This window comes from Mesorhizobium sp. M0060, assembly GCF_040323155.1.
In the GTDB taxonomy this organism is placed as follows: Bacteria; Pseudomonadota; Alphaproteobacteria; order Rhizobiales; family Rhizobiaceae; genus Mesorhizobium.
In genome coordinates, this window is sequence record NZ_JAMYUP010000060.1 from 17,980 (window position 1) to 34,166 (window position 16,187).

4 protein-coding genes are annotated in these 16,187 nt (G+C 57.0%); 2 read left to right on the forward strand and 2 right to left on the reverse strand.

Translation table 11 applies throughout. The features are described from left to right. Complete coding sequence (locus NKJ94_RS31150) at positions 1–11,241, reverse strand: hypothetical protein (RefSeq protein WP_352530822.1); 11,241 nt, start codon at positions 11,239–11,241, stop codon at positions 1–3. Positions 11,242–11,744: 503 nt separating this feature from the next. Between NKJ94_RS31150 and NKJ94_RS31155 the strand changes: the two genes are divergently transcribed. Then, entirely contained in the window at positions 11,745–12,620 is an 876-nt protein-coding gene (locus NKJ94_RS31155; protein WP_352530824.1) for a hypothetical protein, read from the forward strand. Positions 12,621–12,775: 155 nt separating this feature from the next. Here the strand turns inward: NKJ94_RS31155 and NKJ94_RS31160 are convergent, their stop codons facing one another. Next, entirely contained in the window at positions 12,776–13,888 is a 1,113-nt protein-coding gene (locus NKJ94_RS31160; protein ID WP_352530826.1) for an SIR2 family protein, read from the reverse strand. Between the two features lie 1,179 nt (positions 13,889–15,067). On the opposite strand from NKJ94_RS31160, the gene NKJ94_RS31165 reads away from it, so the two are divergent. Beyond that, positions 15,068–15,889, forward strand: a complete 822-nt coding sequence (locus NKJ94_RS31165; protein WP_352530828.1) for a hypothetical protein — start codon at positions 15,068–15,070, stop codon at positions 15,887–15,889. Positions 15,890–16,187: the final 298 nt, after the last annotated feature.

Here is a 16,187-nt window from a genome sequence, read left to right on the forward strand (position 1 = left end):
TCAGCCTCCGATGCGACGCGCAAACGGGTGAGTAATCGGCACCTCCGGCCCCTTGGATGCAGAGACGGCAGGGCGACGGCCAGGTCCAAAAAGCTGGGCTTCGGCAATCTCCAGTACCAGCAGGTTGAGCTCAACGGCGGGGGTTGCACCGCCGTAGTCCGCCGGGTCGAACTTCCGCAACTCATCGTCCGTCGGCGGTCGCCTAATGATGATCGCGCTGATGTCGCCGATCATGGCTGAACCGAGGTCCGATAGCGCAGCCCTGATGTCGCTGTTCGTTGCCGAGTCCAGCCCGATTTGCAGGCCAAGACCGCTGTTGTCGACAATCCCCTGACCGCCCTTCGCTGCCTCGATCAGCTGGATCGCCTCGGGTGAATCGCCGATCTTGCGCAAGCGTGCCAGCAGTAGGTCCCATTGAACCGCTTTTGGCTTCGTGGTCCACGACACACTCACCGCCGCCAGCGCGCCAATCGCGGGCGGCAACCAGCCTTTCGGGGGCGGCAGATTGCTGATCACTTTCTTCAGGATCGCGCCCTGATCGGCGGTCACGGCGCGAACTATCGCTGGAGGCTGTTGTGTCACAAGCACAGCAACGGGCACCCGCCACTCGTATCCGGCCGGTGCCTTGGGCGGGCGCGGGTTGGTCGCGTAGAACGTCCCGTCTCTGGTTTTGATGGCGTGGCTCTCGTCCAGCTGGAAACGACTGCCCGACCCCTGAAGCAGATAAAGTGGGTCAGTCTTGTGCTTTGGCTGGCTTGCCAGCACGTCAATCTCCTGTACGCGGGCGAGCGTCTCATCCCGTGATCCGCTCTTGTCGGAGATGATGCGCAGAACTGTTTCCATGGAGATTCGATAGCTCACTCCCGGCTCTGGTAGATGCGTGACACGTTTGAGCGAATCCGGACAGTTTTCGCCATTGGATCCGAACCAAAGCCCGGCCTCATCGGCATCCATGCAGTCGATGAACCGGAGTGCGGCTATGTCAAATGTAATGACCGGAATTTCGAAGTCTGGCAGCAGCGGCGGCCCTTTGGGATCAAACGGGTTTGGAATAGCCGCCATGAAGCGTCTTTCGACTGAATATTGATGCTTCTCTTTCGCAATTTCGCGACCGCCAGAGTCCCCCGGCAGGAACGGCCACGCAAGCTCGTAGAACCCCTCCTCGAAGGTCACCGACGCCTGTTCCGAGACGACGATTCCAGCTGCCGCGTGAACGAGAGCGTGCGTGCGGAAAAGGTAAGGCAGCTGGGTCGCAGTTATCATCGTCGACCCCAGCCAGGCGTCGGGCACACGCCGTCGTAGATCGACCAGCCGCTGCTCAGCGACGGCACGGTCTATTGGCATCTTCTTGAGGTCAAGTCGTTGGTCGAGTGATCCGAATGGTGCCAGCGCGTCATATCCACGGTCCCCGTGCTGACACCTGATGGCGTCTAGCCATAGCGTGTGGCCAAATTCGCGCCAGAAGCCGACGGAAATATCGAGGGGCGCCAGCAGCGCGGCATTTCGCCTGTTGGCCTGCGCCAACACCATGTCCGATCCGTGGGCGACCACAAGCTCGAACCGGCCAGGCTGACCCTTTCCGGCCGGCTTGTGGGTAGCCGTCGACAGGATCACCGGTTTTTCCAACGGTTCGGTACGCGGCAATGTTGTGTCGACGAAATAGGTCGTCCCAAGATCGTCTCCGCCGCGATTTTCGAAGGCCCCTGTCAGTCCTTGTTCCACGATGTCCTGTCGATAGATCTTGGTCTGAACGGCGTTGGCCCAATCGTCATACCGGCCATAGGGCCGAACGGCGAATTTGCGCCGTGCGCCGCGCTGTTCGACATCGACGACGGTCATCGACAGCGTTCCAGTGTCGCTGGGTGCGCAACGGGAAAGGCCCGGATCGGCGATGGTGCCGAGCGAGAAAAAGATCGCCTCCCGCGTCTGGCGGCTAGCGCTTGCCTGTGCGCTTGGGCGGCCCCAGCCGGGGGCGCAATGTTCGACGAAGCGGGTCCAAAAACGAACGATGCGATCCGCCAGTTCCTTGCGCCCGGAAGCTGCGTCCCGCTGCTGCTCTTCACTCGCGTTTGCCGCTGTCGACAGCTGGATCGGGTCAAATCGTCGACCGACATAGTAAGCCAGGCGCCGGACGCCCTCATGCGGATTGATGCCGGCGGCGTCCGCTGTAGGCCTGAATAAGGCATCCGACCAGTCTTCCGTCGGCAAAGCTTCGAACTTGCCGAATGCGTGCTCCGCAGTGGCCATCTGTTGATCGAGCGAAAGCATCACTGATGGCTGTTCGATCGCCTCGAAACTCCAGTCCCGACCCTTGGGCGGCTGAACGCCCAGACGTGCTTCGAGATTCTGGTTTGGATCATCGATAGGCAGCTGTTTGATCAGCACCTCCCGGACGACGGCGATAATGAACCTTTTGCTGCTCGTTGTTTCAATTGCCGGCCAAGGCTCGAACAGCGTAATCTGCGGCGTGTCCTTGTCCAGCCGCAGGGGTTTCTGGGCAACAATACCGCCGGCGACGCCAAGAATATCGTAGCGTGCCACGGCGTCGCTGCCGTCCTTCTTCGCGATGGTCCATTGTGGACGTTTGCGGTCCCTGTCTGGGGAAGTAAGAGCATAGTAACGCACCGCCGGAGCTACGGAGAAGCTCGCTGCTCTTCGATCCGGATGCGGGCGCAAGGCTATCTGGGTAGCCGCGAGCATTGAGCTCTCGATCTCGTCAATTTCCTTTTCGCTCGTGGGGTTGCGCTGGCCTCCGTCGAACCAGCTCAGCCTGGCGTTGCCCCACGGCTGAGTGAGTATGTCGACAAATGGCTGCCCGTTGTCGCGCAGTCCATCGTCGTACCGTTCGAGTGCCCGCGCGAATGCGGCTTCGATGCGCTGAGAAAGGGCCTTCGAGTCATTGCCGAAGCGGACATAGTCTTTTGCTTCAGTGTCATAGAGCCGGAAACCCGCCGCCAGGCCCAGAGCGCGCAACGCGCCCCAGCCAAACGGGTCGCGCTCGACCGGCGTCTGGTCGACATACGCATCAAACTCGGTGGTTGTTATATCGGGGTCCGCGTCACGCGAGACGGCGTAGCGCTTGAAGATTCTGCCATTAGATGCGGCAAGTCCATCGGCTGCCCAGCTGTCATACTGGATGAAGGCAAGTGTGTCGGCGATGATCGGGTGCAGCCTTGGCATCAGGTCGATGACTGTCTCCTGGGTCGCCACGACCCGAGGCTCCCTGGTTTGACCTACAAAACGGACCGCCTCAATTCTCAGCACGACCTTCGCGAGATACGCGGGCTCGCCAGCACGGCGTTCCAGTGCGGCTTGTTCCGTACTGCCATCATCACTTCCGTTTGGAGCAAGGCGCAGGTTCTGCAGCAACCGCCGCAGTTTGGGCACTGCCTGCCCTGTGATCTCGGCTAAGGAGAAGGTTACCTCGAACCGGGCCTCTTGCGTGCGTTGCGGAAACGGCACGCGCTGAAGCTTCTTGTCGTACTCTCCCCAACTCTCGGCGCGGCTGCCCTTTTCCTCAATGGTCCAACCAACCAGCACACGATTGTCCGTACCCGTGATTTGCCTGGCCACCTGGTCGTCAAGAGCCTGCCACTCAGGTATCGAAACGCGGATGGCGTCGGGCGTGCCGCCTGCAAACAGAGACGATATCAGTCCTTCGTCCGGTTCGGGCATTAGGGACCGGCGTATCGAGGGTTGGGGGAATATTGCCATTGTCTCCGCGGCCGAATACCAGCCGGCCTTGCGTGCCCCGCTGGCTTGCTGACCTGACGCCGCGTATTCAAGGCGCAGCGTGTCGCTTGGATAGGCAGCCTCGATACGGCTGAAGTCGCCGAAGCCGGCCGGATCGAGACCTCGCATTGTCGCCGGCAGCAGCGAAACACGGCCCAGTGGCTGTGCCATTTCTTCAACATCGTCAACGAAGCCCTTGACGTCGCGATCGGTCAGCGTCTCCGGATCGACGCTGAACACCTGGAAACCGGAAATCCATCGATGGAGATCGGCCGGGGAAGCCTTGCTGCCGACCAATTCGAGCGACTGGGGCCGTGCATTCCACTTCAGTCGCGTGGCAGTGCGCCGGCGTGCGTCACGTACCACCTGGAAGGGTGAATTGCGGTCAATCAGGTCACCTAGCTTGCCGCTGGCGGAAGGCTGGACGATGTCCACCCTGCCACTCTCTACCCGCATGTCCTGCCGCTTCAACGCCGCGAACTGCAGTTGAACGGGCCGTTCCAATACCTCGACTACCGACGAAAGGGCCGGGCGCCCGCCGTCCATGCCGATCACGATGTTGAGCGTTAGCGTTTTCCATTCCCCGCGCCGCAGCAAGTCAAGTTTTTCAGCCTCCTTTTGTGACGGCTTGTCGCGGTAAAGGCGGGCCAGGAAGACGCGATGGCCTACGCCGGCCTCGGCTTTCGCAGGATTCTGCACCGCCACTCCCAGCGACCAGAGCAGTCTCTCAATTTTTGAACCATCGCCAAGGACAATTTCCTCCGCCCCCTTGGATAGTTCGTGCACGGTGGCCACGTAGGGTCTGATGTCAAAGTGATCATCGTTCAGTTGGTACTCGGCAACGATGTTGAGAGTAGGTTTCTTGCCGTTGATCTCGAGCACGAAGTCGGCCACCTCGTCGGGATCCATCCTGTCGATCGCGGCTTGATCTGGACGCCGCCGCGCGTCATCAACTGCATCCGCGCCATAGCCACCCGATGGCGCCACCTTCAGCTTCTGTACTCGCAGCAGATAGACGTGCGGCGGCTCTTTCTTGTCCTTCGGCGACCCGCTGTCTTCTGGCAATGGCCATTCAATTACCGCGCCATTGACGGCGGGCATTAGCATCACCAGCAAGGCGGCTGCTGCTGTGTCCACCTTCTGTTCGAAAGGCGTCGGCATCTGGTCATACGCGACCTGTAGTGCAGCCTCGCGCGGCGAGCGTGGCGGGAAGTCACGCACGTGATAGTCCTTGATTTCATAAATCTCCCCGCTGTCCGAGGTACCCGCATTGTCCACCGGCACGATCTCGTAGGTCAGCTTCAGATTGCTGATGTCTACATTCATCGCGCCCGCGTCCTCAGCCGTGCCCTGCCCGAGAAGCAGCCGACGCATGGCTTCCGGTACTGCTTCGCCTGGCCGGCCGGCTTCATCGATCTGCGATCGCAGATCATCGATGAACTGGAATTCCTTTTTCACCAGGCGAGCGCGCTCCGGCTCCATTTCCGATGCTGCGAGAAACTCGATCGCGGAGCCACGTTTCACCACGAACTCGGCGCGGAAATCACTTTCCGCCACACCGACAACGACGCGCCGGATCCGATAATACTTCAGGTGGAATTCAGGATCGTGATAGGCGCCCACCGACTGACCCCAGTCCGGTTCCAGATCCCAGTTCAGCTTGACGCCGTTGTCCGCGAACACATGAGCAGGCGATAGTTTCGGCTGCCGCTGGCGGAACATCCGCGAGGGATGATTGAACAAATGGACCATACCGAGCTTGGTGGGATTCACCGTGTCGCTCTTGAGAACGGTGAACCTTCCAACTGGCGGCGCGATCTCTGCATCACCATCGAACAATTCGCCGATCGCCGTTTCGCTAAGCACGAAGGTCAGGTCGAAATCTCGCGCATCGATGTCTTTGTCGCGTCGCACTGGCCAGACCCCGTCTGTTTCTCCTTGCGCGGCAATCGTCGCCGCAGTCTCGGCCACCGCCGAAACAATGGCCGAACGCGCCTCCTCGATTTCAGCCTCGCGTTTCAGCTGTCCGGTCAGATTGGTTCTTCCGCGACCGATGCGTCCCAACTGTTGCGCCGATGTCTTGGCACTTTCTGAAAGTTTGCTGAGCTCTGGTTCGACGACCCGGGCGGAAGGCTCTTCCGGGGCAAATTTCTCATCGACAGTTTTGCCAAGGAATAACGTATCCAACAGCTGACCAAGATCGAGCTGATCGTCACCTTCTCTGGCAACAACGGCCTTTAAATTTGCATAACAGTCAATGGCGGTCGGGACGCCGGCTGAAATTCTATACCACTCTGTTTTTTTATTTGTCCTTACCTGGCCAATTTCCAAATACTTTGCCTTTTTTATTTTATCAACATTTATTGCAATTTGATGTCCGGCGTATCCAAGCTGGCGTGTTGCCGTGCCCGCGAAGAAAGTCGCTGCGAGTTCGTCATAATTGAGCGTTCTGATTGGATTTCCATCGACCGATGTATGATCCCGAGGCAGCAACTGCATGACGTACCATGGGTCTGCGTCGTCGGCATTCGCGCCGTCGGGACGCACAGTCGGGAACAGGACAGCCCAGAAATCAGTCTGACCGATCTCTCTGCCGTTGTAGCTTTTTGTATCCTCGTCAGGCTCTCGCGGAAGTGGCTCGCTGCCGATATCCTCCTCCACGGTCGTGTCACCAATCTGGGCTACTTCCCTGCGTGAGGGCTCGGGCTTCGGGTTGGTCTCGATACGCTGGCCATCCCCCGCCTTGTCGGGAATTTCGGTCGCCAAGCCCAGCTCCATGAAGCGCGCGACCTTGGCCCGGGCGTCCGCCAGCTTGTCGTTGTTAAACGAAAAGCCGATGCCAACCGAAAGCGTGCGACCAAATGCACACACGCCGATCGATACTTGCGCCCGGCCACCAATTCCTTTCGCGCCGATCACTGCTTCCAGGGCGACTGAGACCGCAAGATGAAGAGAGAAGCCCACAGACAGCCGGATTCGATTGCCGAAAATCTTGAAGCTGATCCACACCTCGACGCTCACATGGACGGCCACATCGATGCGCAGGTAACCATAATAGAAGGACTCGCCGAAGTTCTTCAGCGAGAAATAGGACAACACTTTCGCCTCGATGGCGAAATTGGCGCGCGCAACGGCCGCCGCGCCCAGACTGCTACCGCCAACGCGACCTTCGAGGTAGACAGAGCCATTCGCCCGGAATGCAATGCCGTTAAGCAGCGACGCATCCTCGATGCGGTGGATCAGACCACCTGAAAGCGACAGATAGAATTTGCCGCCGGGCTCGCCGAGCGAGAAGCCGAGTTCATAAGGCCAGCCGAGTTCCGCATGGAACAGGCCTGGCCGAATGTAGAGCGTGGCGGAGAATCTGGTCGCCGAGATCGCATCAGCCAAGGCTTTCGGCAGCTCGGGGTGGTTGCCGACATAACCCTTCCCGTCGGACAGGAAGCGGCCGAGGAACTCCTTACGCGGAACCGAGAAATAGAGGTAGCCGCGCATTGTTGGATTCGACTTCCAGGGCTCGTTGAGGCCGCTGGAAGCCCAATCGTTGTAGTTGACGCTGACCCAGGCGCGTATATTGATCAGGAAGGTGAAGTCGGTGCGGAACGCAGCGACGATGTCAAACAGCAGCGGATTGGGCAGATCCTTTTCGCCCTTCTCGTCGTAGCTGTCTCCCTCAACCGCCGACAGGGCGAACATGCCGCGTAATGCGAGGGTTAGGTCGCTGTTGTCGTAGGTCGGCTCCCAAGCCTGGAATTGATACAGATTTCCCTGGTATTTCGAGACGTCATCGAGAATCTTGACCAGTTGGTGTGGCGAGGTGGCTTTCTGCGCCCGGTTGATGCCCGCGATAGTGTAGCGGTAACCAAAGCCGAAACCGGCCTCGCGCAGATAGATCGTGCCGACGGGTGTGCGGATGGGCACGGCGATCTTGTTGAGCTGGCCGTAAAGAAAGAAGGAGTGCTTCGGGTCCGGGTAGCCTTCCTTGCGCAATTCTAGGAAACCCATTGCCGCGGTCATTGACGCCCAGCCATCGATGTCCACCTTGCCGTTGGCCAGGAAGCCGTCAGCTTTGATGTCGGCGGGCAGCGTTCCCGGCTTGTAGAGGTCAGGCAAGGAGCCATCGACCGCAAGTGCCGTTCCTTCGATGTCGACGCCGCCTGTGCGGATGCCGACCGACAAACCGTCAAAGCGTATCCGTGGCTTTGAAGAGCCGGTCTTTGGCCCGGTGAACCACAAGCCGTGGAACTCAATATCCCCGCTGATACGGTTGCCGGTTTTCAGGAAGTGGACCTGGCCTGACATGTTCATCGCCGGATCACCGTCGAACTTCGGTGAAGCTGGATGGAATCCGAACCCCTTCAGGTCGAAGCTGAAGATGTCGAAAAGGGAGATCTTCTTTGGCGGATCGACTTTTACCTGGAACGAAATCGAGCGAAGGAGCACCCGCGGATCGCTTGTAAGCGGAGCCTTGTCAAGTTTGATTGTAACGTCTCTGAGGTTCTTGAGAAGGCCGCTGGAATATTCGTTGCCATTAGGTTTGAAGACGGCGCTGCCAGTCAACAGGAAGAAAAAGTGATAACTTCCCTCATAACGATAGTCGAAGCCGAGTTCTGTAATAGTCAATTCGAAACGGGTTGACGAGCAGCGGATCGGATCGCCACTTTTGTCAAGCCGAGCCGTTGCCGATTTGACGATCACGCCACCATCGGAGTTGGCGCCGAGCTGCAGCGCGATATTTGCGTTGGCCTCGCCGACCAGCGCCGACGGCAATTGACCGGCGCCAGCGAGGGAGCCGCCGCCAAATTTCGAGCCCTTGATCGAGACCTGCCCGGATGTGAAGCGGAACGGCACATCGACGCCACCAAGCTTCACTGGTTCGGGCAGGACCTTTGCTTCGAGGTCGATGCCCCCGCGGCCGATCCGCAGTGTCGGCACCTCGAACTGCAGACCTTTGCCGCTGGTAGAGACCTGGCCGAACGACAGATCCGCTTTGGCCTCGTCAGCAAGGCCTAGGCTCTCGTTGCCATGCGACAGATCGAGAACGAACTGCGGATAGGTTTCTTTCTTCTGGTTCGGAACTTTCTCGGTGATCGTCAGAGTCAGGCCCAGCGGATGGTATTCCTTGTCGGGGCCTTTGATAATGATCCTGTCGCCGCCAGTGACCTTCATTGACAGGTCACGTAGCGATGCGCTGACGACCAGATCAGTTGCGGGGACGAACTCGTCGTCGATGTGAATCGCAAGCGTCAGAGCGACCTGCGCAGAGGTCTTGTCGCTGCCGAAAGTCGATTTGACATCTGTGATCTCGATTCTCTGCTTGAGCCTGTCGATGAAACCGCCGCCGCCGCCGGCATCGGCCTTGGCGAACAGCGACAGCAGCCGCGCCTTGAGGCCATCGTAGTTAAGTTGCAACTTGAAGATTGCATTGGGATTCACGTCATCGCCAAGCTGTAGTTCACCATCGCGCAGCAGGCCCGTCTCTCGGATGGCCAGGGCGACGCGATTGCCAAGCGCTAAGTCAATGTTCTTGGTGGCCGGTTTGTCGCCGACGAATGTCTGGAATAGCCTGAGCTGCCCGCGCTGGACGGCAGCGATGACGATTTCAGCGGCATCGTCCTTTACCGTCATCGGGGTGGCTTTAAGCTGAACGAGCCGCGGTGGGCTTTGCCCCTGCACGCCGTCATTGTCGATTGTAGTGATGGCCTGCTGCGGACCTGTCTCCTTCGCCAGCCAGAAATCGGTGGCGAGGAAGACGAAAGAACCAGCGGGCTGCACGACAATGCCGGTCCAACTTTCCGGGCCAAGGTCGATCACCAACGCTGGTCGGAGATCTGCAGCCATAGCGAAATCAAAGCCGAGTGCGCTTGTCGTGACGTCTTGCGCCGGTTTGCTGTCGTCGCGAACTGGCATGATGATGATCTGCCGCAAGCGGTAGGTCTTCGGATCCAGCCGGACCTCGACTGCGATGTGCGAGATGATTTCGTTGCCGACGTCAGACCCAAGCCGGACCAGTTCCTTGACAAGTTGCAGAACGGCCTCGAGTACTGCCTCGACCAGACCTGCAAGCAGACCGATTGCCTCCCCTGCCTGCCTTGCAAGCCACTTCGCAGCGCTTGCCAGCATCTTTGCGAGACGCTTGATCACCTCCATGACCGACGACATGTCGACATTCGGCGCCTTGGCCGAAGGCAAGGGGATGGCACCCACTAGTCTAATCAATTTTCCCAGTTGCTCGACCGCTGCCACAATCAGCGCGATTGGATAAGGCTCGACGATGGCAAGCTTTTTAAGGGTAGTTGACGTCTTGCCACTGCCTGAGTTGTAGGTGATGACGACCTCGAAACTCAGCGCGATGCAGGTGGATGGGTCGTCGATCGCCGACAAAACGAGTTTGTTGCATTGAAGCGTCGTTTCGAGAACTAGATTTTTATGTGGTTTGCCATCGCCAAGATCCAGATCTTTGAAAGCCAGAGTTGCCGTCAAAGGCTCGCTGATATCGATCTGGAACGGGGGGACGCGAAACGATCCTGGCGGAATCGTGATTGGTGTAACTGCCGGAACAATCGTCGCTGAGAAATCAAACTTGGGGTCTGCGTATTGCAGCATGACCTGCTGCAATTTGCAGAATTCGGTTCCGTCATACTTCAGGGTTCCGTTGCCTGGCTGACTGGTCGCAACGGTGATGTCGCTTTGCTTCAACGTGACTGCCAACTGCGGCTTTGGATCGTCCCAAGTGAAGTTGAATTTTTCAAAGAACGGAGGGAGGGTCAGCGTGAACAAACTCGGCAAAACATCGTCGAACGTCGTGGGGGCAGGCAACGCGAGCTTCGGCAGCTTGATCTTTGGCAGCTTCAGGTCGAATCCGGGCAGGGTCGGCAGGTCAAAATCGATGCCGAGGTCGATCCAGTCGGCGAGCGCGGCCTTTTTCACCTCAAACAGAAGTGCCAGCCACCCGCCGACCTCCAGCTCATTTGCGCTTTGGGTATAGGTGAGTTTGATTTCCGCGGCACCCTGGGCTCTCAGCAGCCAGACGTCCTTGCCGATCGAATCCAGTCCGTCGACAAGCGCCGCATTCAACCATACTCGTCCATCGACCAGTGCCACGCCGCCTACGGTGGCGACTCCGAAGAGGGTCTGTTGGGGATTGGCGGTCGCGTCGGACAGTACGACAATCGGCTCGGCCAGTCGGCGACGCACCCTGTCCTTGAGCGCCGCCCATTCATCCTCTGCAAGCTCCTGCAACTCTTCGCGGCTGCGAATGCGAAAACTACCCTTGTCGTCCTCGATCAAAAGCTTAGTAGGTATGTCAACTTCTAAAGATTGTTTTTCATCTACAAACAACGCCGTATCGACGGGGTTTTCGCCATAGATTCTAACTACAATAACGATTGATGAGATGGTAACGAAGGCGTCGGCACCTGGGGCCGGCTTGTCGCCAACAGCCGTGATAGATAGCGAATCATTTCCACTGGCCACATCCGCCAGGATGAGCGTCAACGTGCCCGCCATATGCCCCCCTACGCCACTCCAAAAGGATCAGCCGCGCGGAAAGGGTTGTTAAAACCGCTTCCGCGCTCCAAATCAGGTACATTGACTGGTGTAAAAGATTCAGTTCTTGCACTGTCGATGAAAATTTCATCGCTCAGCCAAGGCACATAGGATTGCTCATACCATGTCTACTGTCAACAGCTATTGCCTATCGGTCCGACCCAAGATACCTTGAAATATTAATACGCCTATTTGCCGCCACTATGAGAACTGGTTTGGGCTGACGCCTAGCGGCGAGTTATCTCATCGAAGGGGTCGGCCAACGCGTTTCCACCCGTCGCCTGTCAACCCATCAACTGCTACCAAGGGGAGGACTGCGCGAGAAATGATTTGGCCTCCAAGTGTCAAATAGGGAAAGTGAAGATGCGCCCGCACTCCGCTTACTGTATAGTGACATGCGAGAACTTCCATCACAAATTCTATTGGACTAGAGTGTTAGGTTACTGAGCCGGAGGTAATACGCGATGCCTGGTCTCCTTCTGGTCGATTTTGGTTTCAGCATGCCGGGAACACCGGTACCGAGCCTATTCACGATGCCCGAAGGTCTGACGGTGAAATTGCCGGCGCCGTCCAGCATTGTTCTTGCGCCGTCCGGGCTAGGCATTCGCATTGATACAAAAGTGTGGCTAGCGCCCTCAACACCACTCAGTAGCGTGGAAATACGCGGAGGAGCAGGTGCCCAAACTCCAACCGTGCGTTTCATCGATCCTAAAGGCGGATTGCTCCAGGCAGTCAAGCCGGTCGTGAACGCCGACCAATCCTTTCATGCGACCTGCAGCAAGGGTCCGATCGCGCAAATCCAGCTAGACTTTCCCAACGCGGAGGGCGTCATCCACTCGCTCGCTGGAATCCTGACCAGAGTGGGTGATCGACCGTTCCACCGACAAGTCAAAATTGAGGTGATCGATCAATCGGTTTGTCAAGCTATAGTCTTCGGTGAAACTGCAACAATAGAGTTGACAGGAGACAGTGATCTGGACGGGCTTGCCGAAGCGCGGCGGTTCATAGCTGGCGTAGCCTACAAGCGCGACGGCAAGGGCGTGGCAAAGCCAAGATACCCCTCGATGGAGGAACTCGAACAACCTTTTATCAAGAGAGCTTGGGACCGTTGTGAGCAGGCGGCAAAGGATTCTCTCATGGACGACGTGGGTGAGTGTAAGCACTTTGTCGTATGGTACTCTGATGATAATGGTAAAACTCCTTCAAAATCACCAAAAAAGATCACGGACAATTGGCCTTATGAACAAATCGACAAAATAAAAGAGAGTTGGGGTCCGTATAAGGTTGCAGAATTGAAAGCTAGCAATATTTACGTCATAAAATACTGCGGCGTCCCGTGATGAATTTTTCTTGGCCCGAATGCTTATCACCTGCCACCTTGACTCACATTGCCAATCAAAGACGCAGAATTGCATTCCGCTGACGCTTCCATACTCTGCGAATTGCCAGTTCGTCCGCGTGCATCCCCTGCGGGTAAGGACAATCAAAAAAGTGGCTAACTTGTGAGGAAATGAAGAAATCCATTTGAATGAAATGCGATGTCGGCTTGGAAGAGTTGCCGGTACCGCCTCTGGAGCGCAAGGTCCTCCTTGTGGCTCACTACGTGGATCGTTGGCGGATCCTTTTGACGACGTATCACCACAGCGCGCAAAAGCATCGCCCTTATCCAGATATCGTCATCTGGAAGCGAATAGCCAACAAAGATCCACTCGTTGGCGCCTTCCAGTGCCTTCTGCGCGCCCCTCCAGATGTTGGCGAGATGAACGTTCAAATATCGCTTTGCGAAAGATGGGGTGACGACGAGGCCGTCCATCTCTGCACCACAGTGACATTCTCGATCGAGCCATGAGGGACTCGTCTCATCGATTGGCATGATTATTTTGTCGGGACTCACGTACAGATCCCCGCAGCGGGGGCAGTACTGCCAGTTGAAAGAACCATGCAGTTTATAAAGACGCCGGGATTCGCTGGTTTCTTGCGCTCTCAAATCATGGCCACCGTGGTCGACGAGCCGTGCCCCCAGAGTTCCGTAAGCTGGCGGCGCACTTGTCTCAAGGAACATCGCTCGATCGAGCAGCGTATCCCAGTTCGTGGTCACGACGACGTCATCGCGAGCAAGGCTTTTCGCCAGAATTTTGAAAGCCTCATGATAGGGTCGAGTTCTATCGAGGTCCATGAAGCCGGTCAAAAGCGCCCCAACGAGGCGTTCCCGTACCCTTTGGAGTTCATTGCCTTTGAACTCCCGCGACTTTCTATGTTGCGAATACTCGTCTCGGCTGGGACCCAGGCTCCATTGCTCAGCAATAGCTATATCGATTACGCTAAGTATCTCTATGATGCTCGGCATCAAGTCAGAGTCCGGCAGGGCTGAAGGACTTTGGCCCTCGGGCGGGTTTACAAAGTCGTGCCACAAGATTGCCGCCGGTCCCAGCCCGTGCCTGTCGAGCGAATAAACCGTTCCAAGATATTGCTCTAAGCGACTGGGTTGGCCTCGCTTCTTCCTTCTGTATTGGTCTAAGTAGTGTGCAACAGGATAAGTCAACCACTTCGTGATCGGATAGCCTGCTTCAGCTGAGGCTCCAGCTCCGATGAGAAAGGCCTTCGACATCACAGCACCTTCACTTAGCGGCCAACAGTATCATACTTTTCGATCCTGTCTTTTCGATCCTGACGTCATGGCTAGCCCAACAGAACATCGCATCAGCACGACCGCTGCGCACACGCCCACGTACAGGTAGTTGTCAGTCCGTTCGTCTCGCTTGTAAGCTGCGGGATTTTTGCACATATGGTGAGCCGTACCGCGCCTGAGCGCGGCAACTGCCAAATTCCGGCAAGCTTAGAACCGAACCGCCGAAATTCAAGCACGCTTTGGGGTGGGCGAAGGGCGGCTTGGCATAGATAAGGACGGGCGCAGCTACGAGTGAGTTCAGAGAGAACTCCCTGGGTCGATTGGATTGCCGCAAGCATTATCAAGTTAATACTATAAATAATATTACAACAATGATTTTAAAACATTAGTCGGAAATCTGCTTTATATTTTCTAGAAGCCATATTTAGGGTAATATTACATATATTTTCTCTGGCTAATTATCTCCAATATGCGAGCCAGGATGCCCCCCCACCGCATTGTCCCTCCGCTCCGCTGCGCTACCCTTCGGATACTCCCGGGCGCACCTCGCTCGTCTGGGATCCTTCCCTCTGGCTCGGTGGGAGAGGCTTCCCCCGCTCCGTCGCTTGAGATCAATATGATTGTGCGCCCCGAGGTAAGCCTGGCCAGGGTCACGACAATGAACAGGGTTAGCTTTGCCGACCGCAAAGAGATCAACGCGTAACCGTCTTTCGTTCAGCACCGCTGCTCACATCCTCCACCTCTGTTCACATCCTCCACCACCGCTACACACTTCCAATGAATGCACCGCTGAACTGCCACGATGGCTTCATCGCTACATTTGGCACAGGCCACACGGCAGCTTGAAATCAAAAACACCCGTCAGCCGCCTCGGAGACCGCTCAAGAATCCGAGAGAGAGAGACTATAGAGAAGGAAGACGGACGGGCGAAGTGATGGTTGGAACCAGGTCGACTCCACCTCCCCCAGGTTTGGGAACCCAATCAAGGTTTACGAAGACAATAAGTTGGGGAATTATCCCGTTGACGTACGGCAGCAGCATATTCGCGGACCCCTTCATTTCGCGACCTACCTCCTAGCACTCACGTGCACTCCTCCCGATCTTGCGGAGGCGGAGCGGGGCGGTGTAATCGTCTCCTGACTTTTTTATGGATTCGTGATGGCCGTTCTTTTTTTCAATTCCGATGTGCTACTCACCGCCACTGAGGTCCAAAAGCGCATGAATGACCTCCAACACTGGCAAGCCGAGATTACCTCTTTACAGAAACAGGTGGCCGAAACGCATGCATGGCTCAACCTTGTCGCCAAGTTGATTGGTCCTGAACGAGCCCATCAACTAATAGGTGACGTTCTGCTGCCGGCGCAGGTGAGCACATCAAATGAGGCGATCCTACCCTCAGAGCCCCATCCGCGTCGTTCCCCCATGGGAGACGAGGTTAAGCGGTTCTTGAAGACCCAGACGAATGGAGCGACAAGTGGCCAGATTATCGACCATCTCTTGCAAAGCCAGGAGTTCCAAGAAGGGGTCCAGCGCAATCGCAACCGCGTCTACAACGTGTTGTCTCGCTTGGAGAAGAATCATGAGCTTCGGAAGATTGAGGGCAGCTATTATCTTCCTGTCGCTCCTCCGATAGAAGACACTGGTTCCGAAAAGGAGGCCGCTGTTCCATGGGAATCGAGAGAAGCCCGTCTTAGCTCGCAAGCCAGTCGTGATGCAAAACCCGCACACACGGACGTCGGCAGGGACCGGGATGCCTCTGGCAGCTGTCCGCTGACCTCGAGCGACTATGTCGGACGTGACCCAGCCGCGATCCCAGCGGAAGTTCCTGCAACCAAGTCGAATCCAACAAAGTCGCTGTTCCAGACAGGCTCGGCTGCAGCCCCATCGGAGGTTCCTCCAGCGCAGTCGCCTCCAACAAGGTCTTCTCCGACCAAGTCGCTGTTTCAGACAGACTCAGCTGCAGTCACACCTGAAACTTAAATCCAGCCGCTGGATCTCGCCGCGAAGTCTGAGCATTGAAGAGCCAAGCCAGATGCTGGGAGCAGCTCACATTTCATTGAGGGTCTATCGACAAATGGGTGAGTGTGCGCCTGATGAGCGAGTGAGAGGGGCGAGATATGTTCAGATCCTGAAGATCTTTTCGCCTGACGGGTTTGGGAGCCCCATTCATTATCAGTAAGCGCTCATTTCCCCGCACGTCGACGGCCCTTGCAACAGCTGATCGCTTTCAGACGGACGCGTCCGAGCGGATCAGGCTGCAGCGGTTTTGAGGAAGTTG